This window comes from Mesorhizobium sp. M1004 (assembly GCF_040318795.1).
Taxonomy (GTDB): Bacteria; Pseudomonadota; Alphaproteobacteria; order Rhizobiales; family Rhizobiaceae; genus Mesorhizobium.
On the sequence record NZ_JAMYNB010000001.1, the window covers coordinates 42,437 to 67,509 of the forward strand.

General features: G+C 63.2%; 25 protein-coding genes and 1 pseudogene. 10 read left to right on the forward strand and 16 right to left on the reverse strand.

The window, feature by feature from the left end:
- Positions 1–6: 6 nt before the first annotated feature.
- The 6 genes from NKH54_RS00175 to NKH54_RS00200 form a co-directional block, all read right to left on the reverse strand.
- A complete protein-coding gene (locus tag NKH54_RS00175; protein WP_023704257.1) occupies positions 7–516 on the reverse strand; it encodes an L-2-amino-thiazoline-4-carboxylic acid hydrolase in 510 nt (169 codons plus the stop codon).
- Positions 513–1,298, reverse strand: a complete 786-nt coding sequence (locus tag NKH54_RS00180) for an ATP-binding cassette domain-containing protein (protein WP_353027513.1) — start codon at positions 1,296–1,298, stop codon at positions 513–515. The genes NKH54_RS00175 and NKH54_RS00180 overlap by 4 nt, the downstream gene beginning before the upstream one ends.
- Positions 1,295–2,296, reverse strand: coding sequence for an ABC transporter ATP-binding protein (locus NKH54_RS00185; protein WP_353027514.1), 1,002 nt, complete (start codon positions 2,294–2,296; stop codon positions 1,295–1,297). Before NKH54_RS00185 ends, NKH54_RS00180 begins: the two co-directional genes overlap by 4 nt.
- The gene (locus tag NKH54_RS00190) at positions 2,293–3,123 is read right to left on the reverse strand and encodes an ABC transporter permease (RefSeq protein WP_353027516.1); all 831 of its coding nucleotides are present in this window, start codon (positions 3,121–3,123) and stop codon (positions 2,293–2,295) included. The genes NKH54_RS00185 and NKH54_RS00190 overlap by 4 nt, the downstream gene beginning before the upstream one ends.
- A complete protein-coding gene (locus tag NKH54_RS00195; protein ID WP_353027517.1) occupies positions 3,120–4,106 on the reverse strand; it encodes an ABC transporter permease in 987 nt (328 codons plus the stop codon). The genes NKH54_RS00190 and NKH54_RS00195 overlap by 4 nt, the downstream gene beginning before the upstream one ends.
- A 270-nt stretch (positions 4,107–4,376) precedes the next feature.
- Entirely contained in the window at positions 4,377–5,981 is a 1,605-nt protein-coding gene (locus NKH54_RS00200) for an ABC transporter substrate-binding protein (protein WP_353004541.1), read from the reverse strand.
- Positions 5,982–6,345: 364 nt separating this feature from the next.
- Here NKH54_RS00200 and NKH54_RS00205 point away from each other — a divergent pair, with 364 nt between their 5' ends.
- The gene (locus NKH54_RS00205) at positions 6,346–7,536 is read left to right on the forward strand and encodes a M24 family metallopeptidase (protein WP_353027518.1); all 1,191 of its coding nucleotides are present in this window, start codon (positions 6,346–6,348) and stop codon (positions 7,534–7,536) included.
- A gap of 171 nt (positions 7,537–7,707) precedes the next feature.
- Here the strand turns inward: NKH54_RS00205 and NKH54_RS00210 are convergent, their stop codons facing one another.
- Genes NKH54_RS00210 through NKH54_RS00220 form a run of 3 tightly spaced genes read right to left on the reverse strand, consistent with a single transcriptional unit; the run spans position 7,708 to position 10,187 of the window.
- Positions 7,708–8,124 (reverse strand): cupin domain-containing protein, encoded by a 417-nt coding sequence (locus NKH54_RS00210; protein WP_023698983.1) that lies wholly within the window; start codon positions 8,122–8,124, stop codon positions 7,708–7,710.
- A gap of 4 nt (positions 8,125–8,128) precedes the next feature.
- The gene (locus tag NKH54_RS00215; protein ID WP_023712290.1) at positions 8,129–8,983 is read right to left on the reverse strand and encodes a phosphoenolpyruvate hydrolase family protein; all 855 of its coding nucleotides are present in this window, start codon (positions 8,981–8,983) and stop codon (positions 8,129–8,131) included.
- A gap of 13 nt (positions 8,984–8,996) precedes the next feature.
- Positions 8,997–10,187 carry a Tm-1-like ATP-binding domain-containing protein gene (locus NKH54_RS00220; protein WP_353027519.1) on the reverse strand — a complete coding sequence of 397 codons (1,191 nt, stop codon included), beginning with the start codon at positions 10,185–10,187 and terminating at the stop codon, positions 8,997–8,999.
- 111 nt (positions 10,188–10,298) lie between these two features.
- Between NKH54_RS00220 and NKH54_RS00225 the strand changes: the two genes are divergently transcribed.
- From NKH54_RS00225 to NKH54_RS00255, 7 genes are all read left to right on the forward strand, one after another.
- Complete coding sequence (locus tag NKH54_RS00225) at positions 10,299–10,982, forward strand: TetR/AcrR family transcriptional regulator (protein ID WP_353027520.1); 684 nt, start codon at positions 10,299–10,301, stop codon at positions 10,980–10,982.
- 360 nt (positions 10,983–11,342) lie between these two features.
- Complete coding sequence (locus tag NKH54_RS00230; protein WP_023669849.1) at positions 11,343–12,659, forward strand: ABC transporter substrate-binding protein; 1,317 nt, start codon at positions 11,343–11,345, stop codon at positions 12,657–12,659.
- Between the two features lie 67 nt (positions 12,660–12,726).
- On the forward strand, positions 12,727–13,632 hold the full coding sequence (locus NKH54_RS00235; protein WP_023682997.1) for a carbohydrate ABC transporter permease: 906 nt from the start codon (positions 12,727–12,729) through the stop codon (positions 13,630–13,632).
- A 1-nt stretch (position 13,633) separates the two neighbouring features.
- Positions 13,634–14,593, forward strand: coding sequence for a carbohydrate ABC transporter permease (locus NKH54_RS00240; protein ID WP_023682998.1), 960 nt, complete (start codon positions 13,634–13,636; stop codon positions 14,591–14,593).
- Positions 14,590–14,811 carry a hypothetical protein gene (locus NKH54_RS00245; protein ID WP_023669846.1) on the forward strand — a complete coding sequence of 74 codons (222 nt, stop codon included), beginning with the start codon at positions 14,590–14,592 and terminating at the stop codon, positions 14,809–14,811. Before NKH54_RS00240 ends, NKH54_RS00245 begins: the two co-directional genes overlap by 4 nt.
- The gene (locus NKH54_RS00250) at positions 14,808–15,911 is read left to right on the forward strand and encodes an ABC transporter ATP-binding protein (protein ID WP_023683000.1); all 1,104 of its coding nucleotides are present in this window, start codon (positions 14,808–14,810) and stop codon (positions 15,909–15,911) included. Before NKH54_RS00245 ends, NKH54_RS00250 begins: the two co-directional genes overlap by 4 nt.
- A complete protein-coding gene (locus tag NKH54_RS00255; protein WP_023669844.1) occupies positions 15,911–16,996 on the forward strand; it encodes an ABC transporter ATP-binding protein in 1,086 nt (361 codons plus the stop codon). Before NKH54_RS00250 ends, NKH54_RS00255 begins: the two co-directional genes overlap by 1 nt.
- A 27-nt stretch (positions 16,997–17,023) precedes the next feature.
- Here NKH54_RS00255 and NKH54_RS00260 read toward each other — a convergent pair.
- Together NKH54_RS00260 and NKH54_RS00265 are read right to left on the reverse strand one after the other, a co-directional pair.
- Positions 17,024–17,323: pseudogene (locus NKH54_RS00260) on the reverse strand (DUF4437 domain-containing protein); the annotation flags it as partial.
- A 225-nt stretch (positions 17,324–17,548) separates the two neighbouring features.
- Positions 17,549–17,896, reverse strand: a complete 348-nt coding sequence (locus tag NKH54_RS00265) for a GFA family protein (protein ID WP_023669842.1) — start codon at positions 17,894–17,896, stop codon at positions 17,549–17,551.
- A 116-nt stretch (positions 17,897–18,012) separates the two neighbouring features.
- Between NKH54_RS00265 and NKH54_RS00270 the strand changes: the two genes are divergently transcribed.
- Complete coding sequence (locus tag NKH54_RS00270; RefSeq protein ID WP_353027750.1) at positions 18,013–19,311, forward strand: amidase; 1,299 nt, start codon at positions 18,013–18,015, stop codon at positions 19,309–19,311.
- A gap of 3 nt (positions 19,312–19,314) precedes the next feature.
- On the opposite strand, the gene NKH54_RS00275 is transcribed toward NKH54_RS00270, so the two are convergent.
- The 5 genes from NKH54_RS00275 to NKH54_RS00295 all read right to left on the reverse strand — a co-directional run bounded on the left by NKH54_RS00275 (position 19,315) and on the right by NKH54_RS00295 (position 23,600).
- On the reverse strand, positions 19,315–19,683 hold the full coding sequence (locus NKH54_RS00275) for a hypothetical protein (RefSeq protein ID WP_245261902.1): 369 nt from the start codon (positions 19,681–19,683) through the stop codon (positions 19,315–19,317).
- 68 nt (positions 19,684–19,751) lie between these two features.
- The gene (locus tag NKH54_RS00280) at positions 19,752–20,729 is read right to left on the reverse strand and encodes an NAD(P)-dependent oxidoreductase (RefSeq protein WP_353027521.1); all 978 of its coding nucleotides are present in this window, start codon (positions 20,727–20,729) and stop codon (positions 19,752–19,754) included.
- Between the two features lie 85 nt (positions 20,730–20,814).
- Positions 20,815–21,531, reverse strand: a complete 717-nt coding sequence (locus NKH54_RS00285; RefSeq protein ID WP_023686625.1) for a FadR/GntR family transcriptional regulator — start codon at positions 21,529–21,531, stop codon at positions 20,815–20,817.
- Between the two features lie 2 nt (positions 21,532–21,533).
- Complete coding sequence (locus NKH54_RS00290; RefSeq protein ID WP_353027522.1) at positions 21,534–22,703, reverse strand: mandelate racemase/muconate lactonizing enzyme family protein; 1,170 nt, start codon at positions 22,701–22,703, stop codon at positions 21,534–21,536.
- A 9-nt stretch (positions 22,704–22,712) separates the two neighbouring features.
- The gene (locus NKH54_RS00295) at positions 22,713–23,600 is read right to left on the reverse strand and encodes a sugar phosphate isomerase/epimerase family protein (protein WP_023692016.1); all 888 of its coding nucleotides are present in this window, start codon (positions 23,598–23,600) and stop codon (positions 22,713–22,715) included.
- A gap of 399 nt (positions 23,601–23,999) precedes the next feature.
- Here NKH54_RS00295 and NKH54_RS00300 point away from each other — a divergent pair, with 399 nt between their 5' ends.
- Positions 24,000–25,055, forward strand: coding sequence for a sugar phosphate isomerase/epimerase family protein (locus NKH54_RS00300; protein ID WP_023726430.1), 1,056 nt, complete (start codon positions 24,000–24,002; stop codon positions 25,053–25,055).
- Positions 25,056–25,073 lie beyond the last annotated feature (18 nt).

Sequence of the window (25,073 nt, forward strand, 5' to 3'; positions counted from 1 at the left end):
CATTGGCTATCCGGCCGCATCCCTGTTGGTCAGCGCGATGTGGCAGCAGCCGGGGCCGTGGCCCGGCGTCCAGGTGACATTGTCGAAGCGCACGCCCGTTGCCTCGAACAGACCACGGTCGAAAGCGCCGGCGATGCGGCAGAGCGTGGCGAGTTTTTCATCACCGACACCGGCCTCGACCCAGGCGTCCTTCAGCGGACAACGCTTCACCTTGAAGGCGATGTGGTCCGGCCCGCGCTCGACATCGGTCGGATACATCAGGCCGCCATCCGGGCTGACGGCCAAAAATGCCTCGCCGATGGCCGGCGCGTCGTTAGGTCCGAAACGGGCGAAGGCGGCCGCCGCCACCTCCTTGCCGCGCTGCTCGATGGTGCGGATCATGATCGCCTCGGCCTTTTCCGCGCCGAGTTCGCCGGTCAGCTCGTCGAGAAACAGACGGTAGAGATCGGCGCGGTTGCGGAAGGCGGAATCGAGTTCGCGCGAGAGTTTTTCGGCTCTGGCTTCTGGTTCGGTCATGCTACTTGCCTGCTGCTTCTGTCCAATCTTGGCGCCGCCGCAACCAGCGCCTTGCCGATTGCCGATTGCGGCGCGTCGACTACGTTGCGGGGGTCGCCGCTCTCGGCGATCCGCCCGGCGTTGAGAAGAACGACGCGGTGGGCGATGGCCCGTACGACGCCGAGATCATGCGAAATGAAGAGATAGGCGATCCGTTCCCTGGCTTGCAGGTCGAGCAGCAACTCAAGGATCTGTCCGCGGACCGAAACGTCGAGCGCCGACACCGCCTCGTCGAGCACGATCAGCGACGGTTTGGTCGCGATGGCTCGGGCGATGGCGACGCGCTGGCGCTGGCCGCCGGAGATTTCGTGAATGGCGCGCGTGGCGAGATCGGCTGCCAGCCCGACGCGATCCAGCAAGGCAGCAATGCGGGCCGGCCTCTCGGCGCGGGAAGCGATGGCATGGATGCGCAAGGGATCGTCAAGCACGCGAGCCACCGTGGCGCGCGGGTTGAACGCGGCGAGCGGATCCTGGAACACCATTTGCAGGCGCGCGCGCTTGGTGCGCAGGGCCGCACCCTTCAAGAGCAGAAAGTCATCGCCTTCGAACTGGACGGTGCCGGCGTCGGGCTCGATCAACCTAAGCACCAGCCGCGCGATCGTCGACTTGCCGCTGCCGGAGGGCCCGGCCAGCGCCAGCGTCTCGCCGGATTCGATGGCGAAGGAGACACCGTCGACGGCCGCGATGGCCTTGCCGCCACGACGGTATCGCTTGGTAAGACCGGAGACGGTGAGCAAGTTCATGCCGGCGCCCGTCGTAGCAGCGGATCGGCGTCGAGGCCGAGATGGGCGTCGAGCAGCGTTCGCGTATAGGCATGGCGCGGGGCGTTTATGATTTGCTCCGTCGGGCCGAGTTCGATCAGTTCGGCGTTCCGGAATACAGCGATACGCTCTGCGAGTTCGGCGGCCAGCGCGATGTCGTGGCTGATGAACAGCAGCGTCATGCCGTCCTCCGCCACCAGTTGCCGAATGAGGCTGACGATTTCGGCTTGCACAATGGTGTCCAGCGCGCTGGTCGCCTCATCGGCGATCAGCAGTTTCGGACCGGCTGCAATGGCCGCGGCAACAGCAACGCGCTGCTTCTGGCCGCCGGAGAGCTGGTGCGGGAAAGCACGCATGGCGGTTTGTGGGTCGGGCAGCCGGACACGTTGGAGTAGGGTTTTGGCTTTGGCGTAAGCTTGTGGCCAGTCGAGGCCGAGGTGGGTGCGGGCGACTTCGGCGATCTGTTTGCCGACGGCCATGACGGGGTCGAGGCTGGCGGAGGGGTCCTGGAAGACGAAACCAATGTCGCGGCCGGGAAGGGGGAGCGTGCTGGGCTCGGTTAATTTGAGAGGTCGGCGTTCCGTCACACCCCCCTCTGTCCTGCCGGACATCTCCCCCGCAAGGGGGGAGATTGCTCTCTCATCTCCGCCTTCGCCAACCACGAACGTTGCAGAAGGGAAGTCGTCGGCAAAGCTGCTGATCTCCCCCCTTGCGGGGGAGATGTCCGGCAGGACAGAGGGGGGTGGGAAGGATCGCGGCGCCTGAAATTGCCACTTGAAATGCCCTTCAATCTTGGCGCTCGCCGGCAGCAGTCCAGCCACCGCCAGCGCCAGCGTGCTCTTCCCCGACCCGCTTTCGCCGATAATCGCCAGCCGCTCGCCGGCAATAACATCCAGGCTGACCCCCTTCAGTGCCGTCACTTCGCCCCCGTCCCGCCGATAGCGCACCGACAGGTCGCGTACCTCAGCCAGTGCGGTCATGACAGGCTCCTCCGCACCGCCGTCGTTTCGACCACGCCTTCGCCGGCGAGATAGACGCCGAGCACGGTCAGCACCAGGGCAATGCCCGGAGCGATCGACAGAAAGGGCGCGGTTCGCAGCACAGTGCGGCCCTCGGCAATCATGCCGCCCCAGGTAACGCGATTGGGGTCGCCGAGACCAAGGAAGGACAGCGCCGCCTCGGTGAGGATCGCGGCCGCCACGATCACCGAGGACAAGGCCAGCACCGGCGGCAACGCGTTGGGCAACACCTCGCGAATAGCGATCTCAAGCGGGTGCATGCCGATGACGTGGGCGCCGGCGACGTAATCGCGCTCGCGGATCGACAGCACTTCGGCGCGCGCTACACGCGCCGGTCCAGTCCAGGCGCCAAGCGCTATTGCCGTGACGACGACGCCGAGCGACGGCCCGACGACGCTGACGATGGCCAGCGCCAGGAGAAAACTCGGCACGGTCTGGAAGGCATCGGTGATGCGCATCAGCCCCTCGTCGACAAGGCCGCCGGCAAAGCCGGCCAGCGTGCCGACGACCGCGCCGATGAAGAGTGCCGCCGCTGCCGCCGCCAGGCCGACCGCCAGCGAGGTGCGGGCGCCGTGGAACAGTTCGGCCAGCACGTCACGGCCGAGCCGGTCGGTGCCGAGCGGCAGCGACCAGTCCTGGAACGGCGGCAGCAGTGCTGGTCCGGCAATGGCCTGCGGGTCGCCGGGGAAGAGCAGCGACGCAAACAGCGCCATGGCGAACAGAAGCGCCAGGATGATCGCGCCGGCGACCGCTTCCGGCCGGCGCAGGAACCGCGGCAGCGCGCTCACGCGCTGGCCTCGCTGGCACCGACGCGCGGGTCGAGGAAGGCGTAGGCGATGTCGACTGCAAGGTTGATGGCAATGACGAGGACGGCGCTGGTGAGGATGATGCCGAGCAACAGCGGCGTGTCGCGCGAGGCGACCGCTTCCTGCGCCAGCCGGCCGAGGCCGGGCACGGCAAAGACGCTTTCGATGACGACGCTGCCGCCCAGCATCTGCGCCGATTGCAGGCCGAGCATGGTGACCAGCGGCAAGAGCGCGTTGCGGGCGACATGGGCGAGCACGATGCGGCGGCGCGACAACCCCCTGGCGCGGGCGGCGAGCACAAAATCCTGCCGCCACGCCTCGGCCATGCCGGCGCGCATCATGCGCAGATAGAGCGCGAGATAGATGAAGCCGAGCGCGGAAACCGGCAGGATGAGATGGACGGCGATGTCGGTGGCGCGGTCAAAACCGGTCTTGTCCGAGGCCAGGCTCTCGATGCCGCCGATCGGCAGCCAGCGCAGGTCGACGGCAAAGACGACGATCAGCACCAGGCCAAGCCAGAAACCCGGCACGGCATAAAGCGCCAGCGAGCCGATCGACAGGAAGCGGTCGCGAAAGCTGCCGGGTCTGGCGCCGGCATAGATGCCGAGCGCCGAGCCGAGCCCGAAGGAGAGCGCGGTGGCGGTCACCATCAGGAGCAGTGTCGTCGGCAGGCGTTCCAGGATAACATCGCGAATTGGCCGCGAGAAGGTAACGGACTGGCCGAGGTCGAAATGCAGCAGCGCCCAGAGATAGTTCGCGAGCCGGGTCAACTCGGACTGATCGAGGCCCCAGCGATGACGCAGCAATTCGATCATGCCGGCGTCGCCGCCGGTCGAGACGATGTAGGCGTCGACCGCGTCACCGGGGGCGGCTTCCAGGAGGAGGAATGTGCCGATGATGACGATCAGCAGCACGAAGATGCTGCCGGCGAGGCGACGGCGGATGAGGGTGAGGGCGCGGGTCATGGGGGACGCATGGCGGCGCGCCAGTCGGGAGAAGTGCGGTGTCTAGGCACCCCCCTCTGTCCTGCCGGACATCTCCCCCGCAAGGGGGGAGATTGGATTTCGCCTCTGCCTTCGCCAATCTTCGATGCCGAATCTACGCGACAGCGAAGCTGCTGATCTCCCCCCTTGCGGGGGAGATGTCCGGCAGGACAGAGGGGGGTGTGACGAAACGCGGCCCCACGCCATGCCTTCACACCAATTTCTTCGCGAACTTTCATCCGCGAAATACTGTCACGATTCCAGATACGTGTCCGCCCAGTTCGAAACCGCCCATCGCGGGTTGTTGGCGATGTTGCCCACGGTATCGCGCGCGACGCTGATGAAGCTCCATTCGGCGACGTTGATCAGCGGCAGGTCCGCCGCGACCTGTTTCTGGAATTCCTTGTAGAGGTCGGTGCGCGCTGACGTATCCAGCGTCTCCGAAGCCTTGGCGATCAGCGCGTCGAGCGCGGCGTTCTTGTAGCCGCCCTGGTTGGAGAACGGCACGCCGTCGGGAATGCCGCTCTGCACCAGGATGGTGGTCGAGATCGCCGGGTCGCCGCGGAACACCGGCGGGCCGACGGCGAGGTCGAAGGCGTGGTCGGTGTAGACGGCCTTGATGTGCGCGGCCGAGTCGTTGTTGACGATCACGGCGTCGATGCCGATTGCCGCCAGCGCCTGGCGCAGATAGTCGCCGAACTGCTTGGTCTCGTTGAAATAGGGTGCCGGCAGGAGTTTCAGCGCAAAACGCTTGCCGTCATCGGCGCGCTTGTACCCCGCGTCGTCGAGCAAGGCGTTGGCCTTGGCGACGTCGAATGGATAGATCGGCACGTCGGCAGTGTAGAATTGCGGATCGTTCTTCGGCACCGGGCCGGTGGCGGCAGCGGCATAGCCGAGGAACACCGTCTTGACGACGAAGTCCTTGTCGATGGCATGCGCGATCGCCTGGCGGACCTTCACGTCGGCCAGTTCCTTGCGGCGATGGTTGATCTCGACGACGAGCTGATAGGTCAGCCCCTCATAGCCCTTGGAGATCACCTTCAGGCCCGGCACCTTGGAGATGCGGTCGAGGTCGGCCAGGGGCACGGCGGAGAAGGCGGCGAGCTGGATCTCTTCGGCCTCGAGCGCCGCTGCAGCCGACGTGCGGTCGGGTAGCACCTGGTAGATGATCTCGTCGAGATACGGCTCGTCTTTGGCCCAGTAATCCGCATTCCTGGTCAGCTTGTAATACTGGCCGGCCTTGTATTCGCCGAACTTGAACGGCCCGGTGCCGATGGGTGCATTGTTGGCCGGGTTGTCCTCGATCTTGCCGACCTCGTAGATGTGCTTCGGCACCACGCTTGACAGCGCCGGCAGCGCGTTGCGGATCAGCTGGAACGGCGTTGGCTTGGCGAATTTGAAGACGGCGGTCAGATCGTCAGGGGTGTCGACGCTGGCCAGATCCTTGAACACGGTGCGGCCGAGATTTTGCAGCGGCTTCCAGATCTGCAGCGCGGAGAAGGCGACGTCGGCCGAGGTGAACGGCTCGCCGTCATGCCACTTGACGCCGTCGCGCAGTTTGAAGGTCACCGACAGCCCATCGGCAGCACCTTCCCAGGAGAGCGCCAAGCGGGGCTCGAGCCCGTCCTTGCCGTCGAACGAGGCTTCGGCCAGCGTCTCGACAATCTTGCTGGAGATGAAGAAAACGCCGTTGGAGGCGACGATTGCCGGGTTGAGATTGCGCGGCTCGGAATCGGCGGCGAGCACCAGCCGGCCACCTTTCTTCGGCGTCTGCGCCCAGCTGAATGTGGGCAGGGCGGTGGAGGCCAGCAGCAAAGCTGAGCCGCCAAGCAGCGTGCGTCTGGAAATATCTGACATGACCGAACTCCGTCCTCTCCGCGACCAGATGGGCGCACCCCTCGAAGCTGGCGGCACCCGCCAGCATCCTCGCGGCGATTATGGCCCTTGCCAAGGGTTTCGCCAGAGACGGAATTGGCGCATCCTTGCTTGGCTTTGAAATTTTCGTCCGCTGGACCAGTTTAGAGGTGGCCCTTTTATTCTGATATTCTGGTAGGACCAGATTGCCTTGATATGCAGCAAAGACGACTTGGCGACCGCCCGCTGAAGCAATTTGACCCTATTTCTGGCTGGACCAGAGTGGACAATGATGCAGATTTGACCGACAGCCAAGGGAATCGGGCGCAGCGCGGCCGGCGATCCCACGGAAATCAGGGAGAGAACAATGAACATTGCCCCGGGCAAGAATGCCGTCAGCAATATCCCGTTCGACCAGGCAAGGGTCGACCGGCTGATGGAGGAAGCCGGCATCGATGTGCTGCTGGCGACGTCCAAGCACAACACGCAATATCTGCTCGATGGCTACAAATTCATCTTCTTCGCCGCCATGGATGCGATTGGCCACAGCCGCTATCTGCCTGTCGTCGTCTATGAGAAGGGCGGGCCGGATCATGCCGCCTATATCGGCAACCGCATGGAAGGCGCCGAGCACCAGAACAACCCGTTCTGGACGCCGACGCTGCATGCCGCCTGCTGGGGTACGCTCGACGCCGCCAATCTTGCGGTCGAGCATGTCAGCAAGATCGGCAAGGCAGGCGCCCGCATCGGCATCGAGCCGGCCTTCCTGCCGTCCGATGCCTATGCGCTGATCCGCAAGGCGTTGCCGGACGCGAAGCTGATCGACGCGACCGACATGCTGGAGCGCATGCGCGCCATCAAGACAGACGCCGAGCTGGAGAAGCTGCGCATCGCCTCCGAGCTGATCACCGATTCCATGTTGGCGACCATCCAGTGGGCGCGCGAAGGCACGACCAAGGCCGAGATGATCGAGCAGCTCAGGCGCGAGGAGACCAATCGCGGCGCGCATTTCGAATATTGCCTGCTGACGCTGGGCTCCAGCCACAACCGTGCGGCGTCACCGCAGGCTTGGAAAAAGGGCGAGGTGCTGTCGATCGATTCCGGCGGCAATTATCACGGCTATATCGGCGATCTCTGCCGCATGGGCATTCTGGGCGAACCGGATGCCGAGCTGGAAGATCTGTTGGCCGAGGTCGAGACGGTGCAGCAGGCGGCGTTCTCGAAGGTGAGGGCAGGCACCATCGGCGGCGATATGATTTCGCACGCGGAGGGCGTGCTGAAGGCGTCGAAGGTCGCGCCCTATACGGATTTCTTCGCCCATGGCATGGGCCTGATCACCCATGAAGCGCCGTTCCTGATGACCAACCACCCGGTCACCTATGAAGGCACTTATTCGGCCAAGCCGCTGGAGACGAACATGGTGCTGTCGGTGGAGACGACCATGCTTCACCCGACGCGGGGGTTCATCAAGCTGGAGGATACGCTGGCGGTGACGGATGCGGGGTATGTGATGTTTGGGGATCGGGCACGGGGGTGGAATAGAGGTGGGATAGCCTAGCTCGGCGCTACCCCCTCACCCGGATTGCCATCCGAATTGCGAAGGGCAATTCGGGGCTATCCGACCTCTCCCCGAGGGGAGAGGAGTTTGCGCCGGCGCTGGCTTCTGCCTCTTCTCCCCCTCGGGGAGAAAGTGGCCGCGAAGCGGCCGGATGAAGGGGGCCTTTCGCGATTACTTCCCCGCCGGGATCAACCTGAAATCCGGCAACTCCCGCAGCACCAGTTCGGGTCCGGCCGGCGAATAGACGACGAAGAGCTGCATCGGCCCATCGCCCGTGTTCAGTGTCGAATGGAAACGGCTTTCCGGCACATAGATGGTGCAGCCGGGGCCGACCTTGGCGACGACCGGATTGCCCTCCTCGTCCTCCACCATCTGCTCGCCATTGCCTGAGATGACGAAGATGATCTCTTCCGCGCCGGGATGGTTGTGGCGCGTGTGGCCCTTGCCTGACGGCAGGTCGACGACGCCGCCGGAAAAGCGCGTCGCGCCATTTACTTCCGGCGCGACTGTCAGCGACAGCTTGCCCCAGTCAAAGCCGAAGGCGCTCACGTCCTTCGGGTATACGAACACCTTGCTCTTGTCGGTCATGATCTCATCCCTTCTTTTTCTTCTGGTCGTGCAGCGTGACGGCCTTGAAATCCGCCGTCTGCCTGGCGATCGCGGCTTCAGCCGGCAGCCGTTCCATCGAACTCGCGCCATAAAAGCCATGCAGGCCCTTGCAGCGGTCGAGGATGTAGCGGGCATCATCCGGCATCGAGATTGGCCCGCCATGGCAAAGCAGGATGACATCCTTGCGCACCGAGCGCGCCGCGTTGGCGATGGCGTCGATCTCGACCACGCAGTCGTCGAGCGACTTGGCCGACGTGGCTCCGATCGAGCCGCCGGTCGTCACCCCCATATGGGCAACGACGATGTCGGCGCCGGCTTTTGTCATGGCGCGCGCCTCGTCGGGGTTGAAGACATAGGGCGTGGTCAGAAGATCGAGTTTGTGCGCCTCGGCGATCATGTCGACCTCCAGCCCGAAGCCCATGCCGGTTTCCTCAAAACTCTGGCGCATGCTGCCATCGAACAGGCCGATGGTCGGGAAATTCTGCACGCCGGAAAAGCCCATCGTCTTCAGCTCGGCAAGCAGCAGCGGCATGATGACGAAGGGATCGGTGCCGTTGACACCGGCCAGCACCGGCGTCTTTTTGACCACCGGCAGCACCTCGTAGGCCATTTCCTTGACGATCTCGTTGGCGTTGCCATAGGCGAGCAGGCCGGCAGCCGAGCCGCGCCCGGCCATGCGGTAGCGGCCGGAATTGTAGATGATGATGAGGTCGATGCCGCCGGCTTCCTCGGCCTTGGCCGACAGGCCGGTGCCGGCGCCGCCCCCGACGATGGGCACGCCGTCGGCGATCATCGCCTTGAACTTCTTCAATATGTCTTTGCGCGGTATTGCGGGCATTTGTTGGCTCTCACTATCTGGCGATGTCGAGGAAGGCCGCGGTTGCGGCTTTGGCAAATTCCGGATCGTTGATGTGCAACGGCAGGCGTGTGACGCGGCGCGCGGCGTTCGGCTTGATGGTGCGCTCGACGGCATCGAACAGCACGGCGTCGGCTTCGGGGTCGAAGAAGGCGCCGCCCTCGATGTCGAGTGCCGAGACGCCTTTTTCGGGGATCAGGAAATGCACAGGGCCCTCGCAGCGAGCGAGCCTGGTGCCGATCCACTCGCCTATACCGCGGCATTCGTCCACCGTGGTGCGCATCAGTGTGACGTTGGGATTGTGCTCGTAGAACAGCCGGCCCCTAAACTTCTCGGGAATGGTCGGCGCCCAGAAATTGACCATGTCCAGCGCGCCGACCGAGCCTACATAGGGCAGCTTGGTGCGGGCGATAGCGCCGAAGCGGTCTTCCGTCGCCGGCAGCACGCCGCCGAACAACAGGTCGCAGACTTCCGTCGTGGTGATGTCGATGACGCCGGCGAGCAGGCCCGAGTCCGCGAGCTTCTCCATCGAGCGGCCGCCGGTGCCGGTGGCGTGGAAGACCATGCAGTCGTAGTTGGCGCGCAACTGATCCGCGATGGCGGTCACGCAAGGCGTGGTGACGCCGAACATGGTGAGCCCGAGTGCCGGCTTGCCAGTGGCGACTGGCGCCGGCCTGGCGGCCATGCCGGCGATTGCCTGCGCCGCATTGTGCAGCACGACGCGTGACAGCCGGTTCAGTCCCGCCATATCGGTGACCGATGGCATCATGATGATGTCGGAGACGTCGACATAGGCCGCGGTGTCGCCGGAGGCGAGCGTCGAGACCATGATCTTGGGCAGCCCAAGCGGCAGCGCGCGCATGCCGGCAGTGATGATCGACGTGCCGCCGCCGCCGCCAATGCCGATCACGCCTGATATGTCGTCGCGCGACGGAATGAAATTTGTGAAGGCGGCGCTCATGCCGGCCACCGCCGTGCCGCGATCGACGATGCCGAGCACGCCACTGGCTCCATCCGGATGATGCGCCGCGACCTCGCTGGCCGGGATATCGACCGGCACGGTGGCGCCGCGCGTTCCGATGTCGACACGGGCAACCGAACTGCCGGTGGCGGCAATAGCATCGGCCAGGAAGGCAAGTTCCTCGCCCTTGGTGTCGGCTGTGCCCACCACGTAGATGCGCTTCATCGCGTTTCTCCCGTCACCGGCCGACCGGCGCCGGGCCGCCTGTCGCCCTTTGCCGGCCTTTCGGTAGGCAAAGGTCATTGCAATTTTTTGAGACGCGCGTATCGTATTGACATGGAAGTCTCACGTCAACAAGCCCCTGGGAACGACGACGCCAACGAGGCTGCCGAACGCGGCCCGCGGGCCCGCACAAAACGGCTGATGCTGGAGACGGCGACGCGGCTGATGCAGGCGGGCGTCACCCCGTCTGTCAGCGAAGTCGCGGAGGCGGCGCAAGTGTCGCGCGCCACCGCCTATCGCTATTTCCCAAGCCAGGCAGCCCTGGTGCAGGCGGTGGTCGACGAGGGGCTTGGGCCGATCCTGACCTGGCAATCGACGTCCACCGATGCCGGGCGCCGCGTCGCCGAACTGTTCGACACCGCCATGCCGCGCATCGAGGCTTTCGAGGCAACTTTCAAGGCGGCGCTGAAACTGTCGCTCGACCAATGGGCGCAGCGGCAGGCGGGCACGTTGGACGGCGAACCGCAATTCACGCGCGGACATCGCGTCCAGCTGCTGAAGGACGCCATCGCACCGCTCAAGGGCCGGCTGCCGCCGCGCGAGTTCAAGCGCCTGGCGCAGGCGCTGTCGATGATGTTCGGCGTCGAAGTGCTGATCGTGCTGAAGGATATATGGGGGCTCGATAGCCGCGGCATGCGGTCGGTCGCGCAATGGGCGGCGGGCGCCCTTGTGCGCGCCGCGGTGGCGGAATCAACGGCTGAAATCGATGCGGCCCCGACAGCGGCATTGGCGAAATAGCGCCAATCTGGTTCGACCAGATTTGGATGCCCACTATTGATGTTAACCGGGATGGCAGTGCCGAAACAAGGCTCTCCTATATCAACGAGTAGGAAAATTCAGGGAAAACAGTCGGATACATGAAAAATCCGGTTATACAAGGTCCGGTGGTGATCCAAGAAAGAGCTTGACGGCTATCCAAAATTGGTAATACCAGATCAGGACAGAAAAAGCGGATCAAAAGTGAGAGCTGCGATCCATTTTCCGGCAAAGCGAGGAGGCTTGGAACCGGAAAGGTGCGATCTCGGGAGGAACTACCAGGGCCGGCTTCACCGCCGGCTCGCATGACAAGGTAGAATGCGCACAAGGGAGGAAATCATTATGCGCAAGACAATGACCAGCCTGCTTGCTGGTATCGGCTTAGTACTTGCCTGCGGAACGTCCGTCTACGCGCAGGACAAGGAGCTCACCATCTTTTGGGCGGAATGGGATCCGGCCAATTATCTGCAGGAACTCGGCAACGAGTACGAGAAGGAAACCGGCGTCAAGATCACGGTGGAAACCACGCCCTGGTCCGACTTCCAGACCAAGGCTTTCACCGAGTTCAACGCCCATGGCGACGCCTATGATATGGTCGTCGGCGACTCGCAATGGCTCGGCGCCGGCTCGACCGGCGGCCACTATGTCGACCTGACCGACTTCTTCAACAAGCACAAGCTTGGCGAAGTGATGGCGCCGGCAACGGTGAAATATTACGCCGAGTATCCGGGCGGCAGCAGCAAGTACTGGGCGATCCCGCTCGAAGGCGACGCTGTCGGCTGGTCCTATCGCAAGGACTGGTTCGAGGACCCGAAGGAAAAGGAAGCCTTCAAGGCCAAGTACGGCTACGATCTCGACGTGCCGAAGGATTTCAAGGCGCTGCGCGACATCGCGGAGTTCTTCTATCGGCCGGATCAGAAGCGATACGGCATCGCCATCTACACCGACAATTCCTATGACGCGATGGCGATGGGCTTCGAAAACGCGCTGTTCTCCTTCGGCGGCGAACTGGGTGACTACAAGACCTACAAGGTCGACGGTTTCATCAACTCCGACAAGGCAATCGCGGCACTCGACGCCTACAAGGAACTCTACACGTTCACGCCTCCGGGCTGGGCCAAGTCGTTCTTCGTCGAGGACAATCAGGCGATCACCGAAAATCTGGCCGCGATGAGCATGAACTACTTCGCGTTCTTCCCCTCGCTGATCAACGAGGCGTCGAACCCGAACGCCAAGAACACCGGCTTCTTCGCCAATCCTCCAGGCCCGAACGGCGATCAGTTCGCCGCACTCGGCGGTCAGGGCATCTCCATCGTTTCCTACTCCAAGAAGCAGGAAGAGGCGACGAAGTTCCTTGAATGGTTCATCAAGGACGAGACCCAGAAGAAGTGGGCGGCGCTCGGCGGCTACACCTGCAGTGCCGCCGTGCTCAAGTCGGAGGAGTTCCAGAACGCCACGCCGTACAACAAGGCCTTCTACGAGACCATGTTCAAGGTGAAGGACTTCTGGGCGGTGCCGGAATATGCCGAGCTGCTGCAGCAGCTCAACCAGCGCGTCTATCCCTACATGATCGGCGGCGAAGGCACCGCCAAGGAAACGCTGGACGCGCTCGCAGGCGACTGGAACGCGACGTTCAAGAAATACGGCCGCGGCCAATAAGCAGCTTTTCTCGCGGAGGAGGCATCCGTGCCTCCTCCGTTCTTTTTTCCGAAACGGGAGCAGGGTCTTGGCGACCACGATGATCACCACGCTGGACACTTCCTCGCGGGCCGCTGCACGCGGCTTGAGCGACATGTCGATCCGCAACCTATTCATAATCCCGACGATCCTGTTCCTGATCGTCTTCAACATTTTCCCGCTGATCTATTCGCTGGGCTATTCCTTCACCGATTTCCGCGCGTCGACCAACGCGCCGGCGAATTTCGTCGGGCTGCAGAATTATCGCGACCTGCTCAACGACCCCTATGTCTGGTCCAACTTCGCCATCACCGCGAAGTACGTCATCATCTCGGTCGCGGGTCAGCTGCTCGTCGGCTTCGGCGTGGCCATGCTGCTCAACAGGGATATTCCCCTCAAGGGTCTCATCACAACGCTGCTGCTGCTGCCGATGATGCTGTCGATGGCCGTCGTCGGTCTGTTCTGGAAACTGCTCTATGATCCGTCATGGGGGGTCATCAACTATGCGCTTGGCCTCGGCAATTTCGAGTGGCTGGCCGACCCCAAGATGGCGCTCTATGCGGTTGCGCTGACCGACATCTGGATGTGGTCGCCCTTTGTCATGCTGTTGTCGCTGGCCGGCCTTTCAGCGGTGCCGAAGCATCTCTACGAAGCAGCGGCGATCGACCGCGCCGGACCGTTCTACACCTTCTTCCGCATCACGCTGCCGCTGGTCGCGCCGATCCTGATGATCGCGGTCATCTTCCGCACCATGGAAGCGTTCAAGACCTTCGACCTCGCCTATATCCTGACCAGCCAGCCGACGGCCGAGCTGATCTCTATCCGGCTGTACAAGATGGCGTTCCAGGAATGGCAGACCGGGCGCTCCTGCGCGCTCGCCTACATCGTGCTGATCATGGTGCTGGCCATCACCAACATCTACGTCAAGTACCTCAACAAGGTGAAGGAGCGCTGAGATGGCCGCCGTCCGCACTTCTTCCGAAATAGGCTTCAATCGCGTCGCCATCGTCGCCGTCCTTTTGGTGACGATCATCTTCCTGGCGCCGATCTACTGGATCGCCTCGACGGCGTTCAAGCCGCGCAACCTTGCCACGACCATCCCGCCGACGGTGGTGTTCCAGCCCGAGATATCGCCGTTCGTCAAGCTGTTCACCAAGCGCTCGCAGATGCGCAACCCGCCGTCGCCGGAAGAGTATGCGGCGGCACCCTGGTGGGAACGTGTCGTGTTCGACGGCGGTGAAAAGATCGTGCGCGACGGCAAGGGCCAGGTGCAATGGTCCGGCTATCCGAGCCGCTTCATGAACTCGCTGATCATCGCCATCACCTCGACGGTGCTGGCTGTCGGCATGGGTACCTTCACCGCCTACGGCTTCTCGCGCTTCAAGGTGAAGGGGGAGGCGGATCTGCTCTTCTTCATCCTGTCGACGCGCATGCTGCCGCCGGTGGTGGTCGCGATCCCGATGTTCCTGATGTACCGGGCCGTCGGCCTCAACGATTCCCATATCGGGCTGATCATCCTTTATACCGCCTTCAACCTGTCCTTTTCGGTGTGGCTGATGAAGGGGTTCATGGACGAGATCCCGAAGGAGTATGAAGAGGCAGCGCTGGTCGACGGCTACACCCGCATGGAAGCCTTCTTCAAGATCGTGCTGCCGGAGGCCGCCACCGGCATCGCCGCGACCGCGGTTTTCTGCTTCATCACGGCGTGGAACGAGTATGCCTTCGCGCTGATCATGACCAACCGCCGCGCCCAGACGGCGCCGCCCTTCATCCCCAGCCAGGTCGGCGCCGGCCTGCCCGACTGGACGGTGATCGCCGCCGGAACCTTCCTGTTCCTGCTGCCGGTCGCAATCTTCACCTTCCTGCTCCGCAACCATTTGCTGCGCGGCATGTCCTTCGGAGCGATCCGCAAATGAGCTTTCGAGCCATCAACCAGAAATATCTCGAACCGGGGTCTCAGGTGCTGATGGTCCTCGGCATCATCGCGCTTTGCCAGCCGTGGAACCTGCTGCTGCACAGCTATGGCGTGACCATCATCCTGATCGGCCTGATCGGCTTCAACATCACCTCGAAGATCGCGCCGGCGGAGAAGGCCGGTACCGGCCAGGTGCGCAATCCGGGAGCAGAGCATTGACCCAGATTGAGCTTCGCGGCGTCCAGAAATTCTTCGGTGCGGTCCAGGTCATCAAGGACCTCAACCTCAAGATCGACGACAACGAGTTCATCGTGCTGCTCGGTCAGTCGGGTTGCGGCAAGACGACGACATTGAGGGCGGTTGCCGGGCTGGAGACGATCGACGGCGGTGACATCCTCATCGACGGCAAGCCGGTGCAACACCTCAAGGCCGCCGACCGCGACATCGCCATGGTGTTCCAGTCGTTCTCGCTCTACCCGCATATGAGCGTCTATGAGAACATTGCTTTTCCCTTGCGCGCGACGCGCAAGAGCAAGGCCGAGATCGATAGCGAGGTGCGCTCGGTCGCCAAGACGCTGCAGATCACGGAACTGCTGGCCAAGAAGCCGTCGGCGCTGTCGGGCGGCGACATGCAGCGTGTGGCCATCGGCCGGGCTCTGGTGCGGCGGCCGAAGGCGATGCTGATGGACGAGCCGATCGGCGCCCTCGACGCCAAGCTGCGCGAAGAGATGCGGGCCGAGATCAAGCGGCTGCACATCAAACAGGGCTCGACCACCATCTATGTCACGCACGACCAGATCGAGGCGATGAGCCTCGCCGACCGCATCGTGATCATGCATGAGGGCGTGCTGCAGCAGGTCGGTTCGCCCGACGAGGTCTATTCGCATCCGGCCAATCTGTTCGTGGCGCAGTTCGTCGGCAGCCCGGTGATGAACGTCGCCGATGCGGCGATCGCCGAGACCGCATCGGCGGCCTCGGTCACCGTCGGTGGCGCTGCCGCCGGCTTCGAATTTCCGCGCACGCTTTTGTCCAAGCTCAACGGCCATGCCGGCGGCCAGCTGGCGCTCGGCATCCGGCCCGAAGGCGTGCTGGTGCGCCATGAAGCAGCGGAGGGTTTCTTGCCGGTCGAGACCCAGATCGTCGAGCCGCTCGGCTCGTTCGACATTGTCGATCTCAAGGTCGGCTCCAAGATGCTGCGCGCGCGCACCAAGAGCGGCTTCGTCGGCGGCCCGGGCGAAAAGGTCTTCGCCAGGATCGATCCGACGCAAGCACATTTCTTCGACACGGCAAGCGGCAAGTCGCTTGAGGTGAGGCTCTGATGGCTCATATCCAGCTCAAGAATATTTCCAAGAGCTTCGGCAACCACACCGCACTGACCGGGCTCGATCTCGAGATCGCCGATGGCGAGTTCTTCGTGCTGCTCGGCGAGACCGGCGCCGGCAAGACGACGACGCTGCGCATGATCGCGGGTCTGGAAAAGCCGACCGAGGGTCAGGTGTTCATCGACGGCGTCGACGTCGCCGACTGGGGTGCGGCCGAGCGCGATGTGGCGCTGGTGCTTCAGCAATATTCGCTCTATCCGCGCTATACAGTCCGCGAAAATCTCGAATTCCCGCTGAAGCCAAAGATACGTCGGCTGCCGGATGCCGAGATCAAGGACCGTGTTGCACGAGCGGCCAAGACACTGCGGATCGAGCATCTGCTCGACCGCAAGACCGACCGCCTTTCAGGCGGCGAAATGCAGCGCGTCTCTATCGGGCGCGCCATCGTGCGCAAGCCGCGCGTGTTCCTGATGGACGAACCGCTGTCGGCGCTCGACGCCAAACTGCGCGAGGCGCTGCGCACGGAACTGAAGAACCTGCAGATCCAGCTTGGCGCCACCTTCCTGTTCGTCACCCACGACCAGATCGAGGCGATGTCGATGGGCGACAAGGTGGGCGTGCTCAACCATGGCCGCATCATCCAGACCGGCACGCCGCACGAGATCTATAACAATCCGCGCGATACCTATGTGGCGAGCTTCGTCGGCTCGCCGCCGATGAACCTGATCGATGGCAAGCTGGTCAACGGCCGCGCGGTGATGGCGCCGCTGAATTTCGAACTGCCTTTCTCTGGGGGTGCCAAGGCGGGCGGTGCGACCGACGGTCGCCCGCTCGTCTTCGGTATTCGACCTGAGGATGTGTATCTTGAAAGCGGTGCGCCGGTCGAGGCACGCGTCCACGATGTCGAGAACCATGGCGTGGAAAAGATCCTGACTCTGCGGGTCGGCGACACGACGCTGCGCGCCACGGTGCCGGCCAGAACCGATGTCCAGATCGAGCAGCCGGTGCGCTTTGCCTGGAATCAGGACAAGGTGGTGCTGTTCGACAAGGGCAGCGGCGTGAGCTTGCGGCACGCCAGCTAGTTGCGGTCGAACGACGGCGCCGCCTGACTATTTCTGGAAGTAGGTCTCGTAAGGCGTATCGTTGATCAGCAGGATCACGCACTCCGTCTCCGAGAGGCAGGCGTCGTCGTGCATCTCGTTGGCCTTCTGGGTCCAGTAGGATCCCGGCGGCAATTCGACCTTCGTCGCTTCGCCGCCGTCCATTTGCCAATGCGCCCACAGTCCCTTGATGACCAACGCGCGATAGTCGGCGGTGTGCGCATGAACCGGCGCGCGCCAGTTGCCGGGAACTTTCAGCAAGGCTGTCCTCGAGGGCAAAGGCGCGAGCGGGAAAGACGCAAGAAACGGCGAGCACCAGAAACGCGCCGTCTTCGGCGGCCTGGTGGTCGACAATGCCGGTGTGGCCAGCGCCTTCGCCTTGTGGCGCTGCGACCTTGCTGGCGGCGATCGTTGTGTTCGCGCGCGGCCCTAAGCGCGTCGAATAGCCGATAGCCATCCTTGGCTGAAGCAGCGGGCCCGAGAACTATCAAGGTTTTCGGGGCGTTGCTTTTGTGGTGAGAGGCCACCGTAGGGTCAGACCGCGCGGCCGTCGAAGTCGAAGACCGGCAGGCCGGTGGGATCGAAATCGGCGACGCAGTTGAGGTTGATGTAGGCGCTGCGTTCGCTGCCCTGACTGACATCCTCGGCAAAGGGATGGATGCCGCAGGTGCGGCAGAAGCGATGCGCCATTGCATGATTGCCGAATGTGTAGGTGCCGAGATCGTCGCCCCACGCCAGCACCGTCAGGCTGTCATGCGGGATGGCGGCCAACAGCGCGCCCTTGCGCGAGCAGATCGAACAATTGCACCGCACGGCGCCGGTCAGCTGCGCCTTGAATTCGAACGCAACCTTGCCGCAGTGGCAGCTGCCTTTGTACAGCATCAGTCCCTTCCTATCGCTGGCAGGTGCAAAGGCACGCTGTCCGGGCTATTCCTTCCGCTGACCTAGCGGCCCATATGCCTTAAAGACGCTCCACCTTGACGGAATCCGACATCGACATGCAATCAATCCGCGATCGTCTCGAGATCATCCTGTCACGTCTTGCCAGTTGCGCGGCAGGCGAGAAGGTGTTCACCAAACTCTATGCCGAGGCGGCGCGCGCAGCGGCCGAGGCCACCGATGCGCGCAAGAAGGCCGGCGTATCGCTCGGGCCGCTCGACGGCACCATCGTGTCGATCAAGGATCTGTTCGATGTCGCCGGCGAGCCGACCACGGCCGGGTCGCTGATGCTGAGGGACACCGCGCCCCGTCGGCACGACGCTGCGGTCGTCAGCCGTCTGCGCCAGGCCGGCGCCGTCATCATCGGCAAGACCAACATGACCGAATTCGCCTTCACCGCTATCGGCGACAACATGCACTACGGCACACCGGGCAATGCCGCCGACACCAGCCGCATTCCAGGCGGTTCGTCGTCGGGCGCCGCCGTGTCCGTTGGCGAGGGGACGAGCGACATTTCCATCGGCTCCGACACCGGCGGTTCGGTGCGCATCCCGGCATCGCTGAACGGCGTCGTCGGTTTCAAGCCGACGGCGCGGCGCGTGCCGCTGACTGGTGCCTATCCCCTTTCCGCGACGCTGGATTCGATCGGGCCGCTGGCGCTGAGTGTTGCTGCGTGTGCCCTGGCTGACGCCGCGATGACGGGCGAGCAGATGCCGCAACTGCACCTGCCGTTAGCGCTTGCCGGGCTTCGTGTCGGCATTCCGCGCGGCCTGCTTTTCGAAGACACGGAAACGGAGATTGCCGCCGCGTTCGATCGCAGCCTTGCCGGGATCGAGCAGGCAGGCGCGTGGCTCACGGACATTTCGATCGACGACCTCATTGCCGATCTGCGCCTGGCCACCAAACGCGGCTCGATCGCGGCCATGGAAGGTTCTGAAATCCATGCCGACTGGCTGGCGACGGGCGCATCGGTGCCGGTCGATCCCCATGTCAGCGGGCCGCTGTCGCGGGCGGCGGCCATACCGACGCCGGTTTATATCAGGGCAATGCGTCGTCGCGCGGCACTGTGCATAGCCATGGACGAGCGGTTGGGTTCGGTCGATGTGCTAGCTCTGCCGACCACGCCGGTGACAGCGCCGACTATCGTTTCGATGGCCGAGGATACGGCTCTGCGTGAACACACCGAAGGTCTGCTGCTGCGCAATACCCAGGTCGCCAACCAGTTCGACCTCTGCGCGATCTCGCTGCCGATGCCCGGCATGACGCTGCCGGCCGGGCTGATGCTGGTGGCGCGCAATGGCCATGACCACCATCTGCTGCGCATCGCGGCTGAAATCGAGCGGCTGCTTGGTCGGTAATAGTCAACCCGACGAGCAGTGCTTGCGTTCGCTGTCCTTGGCGGTGCGCAGGATGCCCGTCGCGAACAATGTCGGCACGTCGTGCTGCTTGCCGTTGAAGCTGTGTGGCCGGTTCTCGATTGTTCCTGTGACAACGAGCTTGCCGGCATAGAGCTTGTCGGAAAGGTCAAGCGCCTTGTCCTGCTGCGGCAAGCCGTCGATGTCGACCCACACACCCTTGACGACCTTTCCGGTGGCGAGGTCGAGCGCGCTGGTAGAAGGGCAGGGCGCCATCACGCAGCGCAGGCCGTTGTCGCAAGGCACGTAGCTGCTTTCGGCCTGAGCCTTGGCTGTCCCTACGCTTGTACCGGCAATCAGAAGAAGAACTCTCACGACGCTCTTGACCATATCGGCGAAGGTCGACGCCAAATCCGCGAAAATTGAGGCGGCTTGCAGAAACGTCAGTCCGCCGGGAACCGCCGGCGGTAGTGCTCGACCACGTCGGGGTTGCGCAGATTGACCGGCAGCCGGTTGGCCAGCACCAGCAAGGTCTCGCCGGCAGCACCCACCCCCATGCGCATCATCGATTGCTCGGTGATCCCCGCCATATGCGGGGTAACGATGACATTGTCGAAACCGAAATAGGGATGGTTTGCCGGCAGCGGCTGCGTGGCAAAGACGTCGAGTGCGGCGCCGCCGATCCGGTCTTGACGCAAGGCCTCGATCAGCGCCTCGTTATCGATCACCGGCCCGCGCGAAATGTTGATCAAAAGCGCTTCCGGCTTCATGCGGGCAATGCGTTCGCGGCTGATCAGTCCGCGCGTTTCCGGCGTCAGCGGGCAGCAGAGCACGATGATGTCGCTCTGTTCGATCAGCGCATCGATCGACAGGAAGCCGATCCTGTCGGGTGCCGGCTGCATGCTGCGGGTCGTCGCCACGACGTCGAGGCCAAAGCCGTGCGCGGCGATTTGGGCGACTGCCTGACCGATGGCGCCGAAGCCGATGATGCCGATGGTCTTGCCGGCAAGCTCGCTGGCATGGCTGGCGTGGTCGCGGCCGGCATTCCAGCCCTTGGCGCGCAAGTCGCGGTCGACCGAACGGAAGCGCCGAAGCAGGGCAAGGGCCGCGAACATCACATATTCAGCGACCGAACGCGCATTGACCGCCGGCACGTTGGCGACCAGCACGCCGGCCGCGGCCGCGGCCTCCATGGGCACCATGTCGAGCCCGGCACCGTGGCGGACCGCTGCTCTGAGTTTCGTGGCGTTTTCGAACAGCGACGGCGGCAGCGGTGCGCGAACGATGATGACGTCGGCATGCTTCGCCTCGGCGGTCAGCGTTGCCGCATCGAGCGCTGAGGCGACGACGAGTTCGCCGGCGCCCGCCAGCATGGCGGAGGCACGCGGGTGCAGCGTGTGCGTCGACAGGATTCTGGGCATGGGGCTCTCGCTAGTCGCAATTCTCAAAGGAAAGCGCCGCGCGCTTTTCCCAGAAAAACCGTTTCACACCTTTCCTGGAATTGCACTAGACCTTCTCAAGTGCCAGGCTTTGCGCTTGCGCCTCCCGGCCCTCGATGATCCCCTTCCAGTAGCTTTCCGCGCCTTGCAGGTGGGCGCTCATCAGCGCCTGGGCGAGATTGCCGTCGCGACGCAGCAGCGCCTCGTAGATCTGGATATGCTCGGCATGCGAGCGCACTGAGCGCTCGGGATCGTTGAAGTAGATCGGCAGCCGCTGCTCGCCCATTAGGTAATAGACACTGCAGATATTGTGGAAGACGCCGTTCTTGGTCGCCCGCACGATTTCGAGGTGGAATTCGCGGTCTTCCTTGGCGAGGCCTTCGCCGGCGGCGATGCACTCCTCCGAGGCTTTCAGGATCTCCCGCAGGCGTTCGAAATTCTCTTCAGTGGCGCGGGAACAGGCAAGTTCGGCGGCCTTTATCTCGTGGATCTTGCGCAGTTCGACGGTCTCGTAGATTTGCACCGGGTCGAGCGGCAGGCCGGCACGGGCAAACAGCGCCAGCGCCTCGACACTGGCCTGCCTGGTGTCGACATAGATGCCTGATTTGGCGCGGCGCTCGACGATGCGCATGGCCTCCAGAATGGCCAGCGCCTCGCGGATCTGGCCGCGACTGACGACGAAATGCTCCGCCAGTTCGCGCTCCGAAGGCGTGCGGCCGGTCTCCTTGTCCGAATGGGCGAAGAGATAGGCGGCGAGCTCGGCGAGAAGGTTCTTTTCTTTCATCGTCAACCGCGTTGCGCGTGCGCCTCCAGGAACCGCTCCGAAATGGTGAATCCCAGACCCGGCTTTTCAGGGATCGCTATCATACCGTCCCTTGCTTCGACAGTCTCTTCGATAAGATCGTGGATCATCGGGTTGGCGCCGAGCGAATATTCAACGGTAAAACTGGCAGGCGAGGCCGCACAAACATGCAGGCCGGCGAAGAAGCATGGCGCGCCGGCCCACAGATGCGGGGCAAAGCGCAGATTGAAGGCACTGGCGATGGTGCCGATCTTCATCGCCTCGCTGATACCGCCGCAAAAGGCCGGATCCGGCTGGAAGATGTCGGCGGATTTCAGCACCGCGAGATCGCGGAAGGCGTAGCGCGTCGCTTCGCTTTCGCCGGTGGCGATCGGGATCGAGCCCGAGGCGCGCACCTCGGCCATACCAGCCTTGTCGTCGGCGATAACAGGCTCCTCGAACCAGGCGAGGTCGAGATCGCTGGCCAAGCTGATGAAGCGCTTGGCCTCGGCCACCGTATAGGTGCCATGCGCGTCGACCATCAACTCGACGTCAGGACCGAGCGCCTGCCGTGCGGCGCGGACGCGGGCGGCGGAAATGTGCGGGGCGCCGTCCATCGCGCCGACGCGCATCTTCAGCGCCTTGAAGCCGCCTTTGGCGATGTAGGATTTGAGCTGCTCGCCGATAGCGTCGGCGGCAGCCCAGCCGCCGGAGGCGTAGGCCGGCATGCGGTCGAGCTTGCGGCCGCCGATGAGCCGCCACACCGGCTGTCCCAACGACTTGCCCAGAATATCCCAGAGCGCGATATCGACGGCGCTGATTGCCGCAATGCTCATGCCGCGCCGCGCCAGGTGCGGCATGGCATGGCCGGCGCGCGCGGCACTGTCATGGCGCACGCCGTTGTAGAGCATCTCCCAGATCATGCCGATGTCGGCGGGGTCGCGGCCGATCAGCTGCGGCCCGACCTCGTGATTCAGCATGTAGACCAGCGCACCATAGCTGCCGGCGCTGCCGGCGGCGTTCTTGCCCTCGCCCCAGCCGATCAGCCCGTCGTCAGTCTCAATGCGCAGGATGGCGGCGTCGAACGTCGTCACCTGGCCAAAGTCGCTGCGATGCTGCTTCGCGGCCTCAATCGGCACGCGGACCCACCACGCCTGGACCGTTTTGATGCGCATCCCGATCGGCTACTTGATTAGCGGCAGCAGCGTTTCGGCCGTGATGCGCATCTGGTCGGTGTAGAATTTCTCCGTCAGCACGCTGGAGCCGTGATCCTGGATGAACTTCAACTGTTCGGGAGAAATGTCGACCGGATTGCGCTCGACCATGTCGGGATAGGGCGCGGCGGGTGTGCGGTCGACGGGCGCGACGAATTCGTTCGTCAGCGCGCCGTCATAGCCGACTTCCTTCAGCGTCTGCACGATCCGTGGCCAATCAATCTGGCCAAGGCCGGCGGCAAAGCGGTTGTTGTCGGCGACGTGGAAGTCGAACAGCCGTTTGCCGACCTGACGGATCGCGTCATGGACGTTAAATTCTTCCATATGGATGTGATAGGCGTCGAGGCAGACGCCGCATTCGGGGCTGACCGCATCGGCCAGGGCCAACGCCTGCGCGCCGCGGTTGAACAGATAGGTCTCGAAGCGGTTGAGCGGCTCGACCGCGATCTTGACGCCGACCTTCTTGGCATGGGTGAAGCATTCGCGGGTGGCGTCGACCACCCACTTCCATTCCTCTTCCTCGGTGCCGTCCGGTACCACTTTGCCGACGGTCGCGGGCACCAGCGTTATGATCTCGCCATCAAGTTCGCTGACCATGGTCAGCACGTCCTTGACGTACTGCACCGAGCGTTCGCGCTGGCCCTGGTCCCTGGCGGCAAGGTTGCGTTCGCCCAGCATCAGCGTCACCGACCCCCAGCAGCGGATGCCGTATTCTTTCAGCAGCGCGCGGGTCTCCTTGGTCTTGTATTGCTCGGGCTCGCCGGAAATCTCGATCGACTCGTAGCCGAATTTCTTGATGCGCTTCAGCGTCACCTCCAACGGTTCCGCGCGCATCCAGTTGTGCGTCGAAAGATGCATGGTCTATCCTTCCCAGAATTCGTCTGTGCCAGTTCGCCTGCGACGCGCCCCACAAGGCGCGTCGCGTGTTTCCTCCCCAAGGCGCTCCAGCGTTTTTGCGCAACTGGTTCGACCAATTGGGCCCTAATGGAGGTCTACAGCAATTTTTGTCGCGCGGCAAGAACCGCCGCCATGCGATATCGACATCTGTGTACCGTATTGATTATGCTGGTATATATCGCCAAAAATGGAATGCCCTGGCAGCTTTGCGCGTGAGTCAAATGGCTTGACCCATTTTCCGTATTTGGTAATACCAGAATGCCGATACGAGAATGCACATCACGAGAGACCAAAGAGGCTGGCCCTGCTTTCATCAGACGCTATGCTTGGTCCTTGGAAAAATGAATTGGGAGGATGCCGATGCCGTCGACAATGAAGGGTCCGGGGCTGTTTCTGGCGCAGTTCGCGGGGGATACCGCGCCGTTCAATTCGCTGGCCTCGATCACCAAATGGGCGGCCGGTCTCGGTTACAAGGGCGTGCAGATCCCGACCTGGGATGCACGCCTGTTCGACCTCAAGAAGGCGGCATCTTCCAAGACCTATTGCGACGAGGTGAAAGGCATCTGCGCGGATGCCGGCGTCGAGATCACCGAACTGTCGACGCATCTTCAAGGGCAGCTGGTGGCGGTGCACCCGGCCTATGATGCCCAGTTCGACGGCTTTGCACCGCCTGCGGTGCACAACAACCCCAAGGCCAGGCAGAAATGGGCGGTCGAACAGATGGAGTTCGGCGCCAAGGCCTCGAAGAATCTTGGCCTGAAAGCCTCGGTGACGTTTTCCGGCGCCCTAGCTTTCCCGTACCTCTATCCCTGGCCACAGCGGCCGGCCGGGCTGATCGAGGAGGCCTTCGCCGAGCTCGGCACACGCTGGAAGCCGATCCTGGACGTCTATGACGAAAACGGCGTCGATGTCGGCTACGAGATCCATCCTGGCGAGGACATCTTCGACGGCGCAACCTTCGAGATGTTCCTAGATGCGGTTGGCGGTCACAAGCGCTGCAACATCAACTACGACCCGTCGCATTTCCTTTTGCAGCAGCTCGACTATCTCGAATTCATCGACATCTATCACGAGCGGATAAAGGCCTTCCATGCCAAGGATGCCGAGTTCAATCCGACGGGGCGGCAAGGCGTCTATTCCGGCTATCAGAGCTGGACCAATCGCGCGGGGCGATTCCGTTCGCTTGGCGACGGGCAGGTCGATTTCGGCGGCATCTTCTCCAAGCTTACCCAGTATGGCTACGATTCCTGGGCGGTGCTGGAGTGGGAGTGTTGCCTCAAGCATCCGGAGGACGGCGCGGCCGAAGGCGCGCCCTTCATCCAGCACCACATTATCCGGGTGACGGAAAAGGCCTTTGATGATTTCGCCGGCGGCACCACCGACAAGAAGATGCTGCGCGCCATGATGGGTATTTGAGACAAGCAGGAGAAAGAC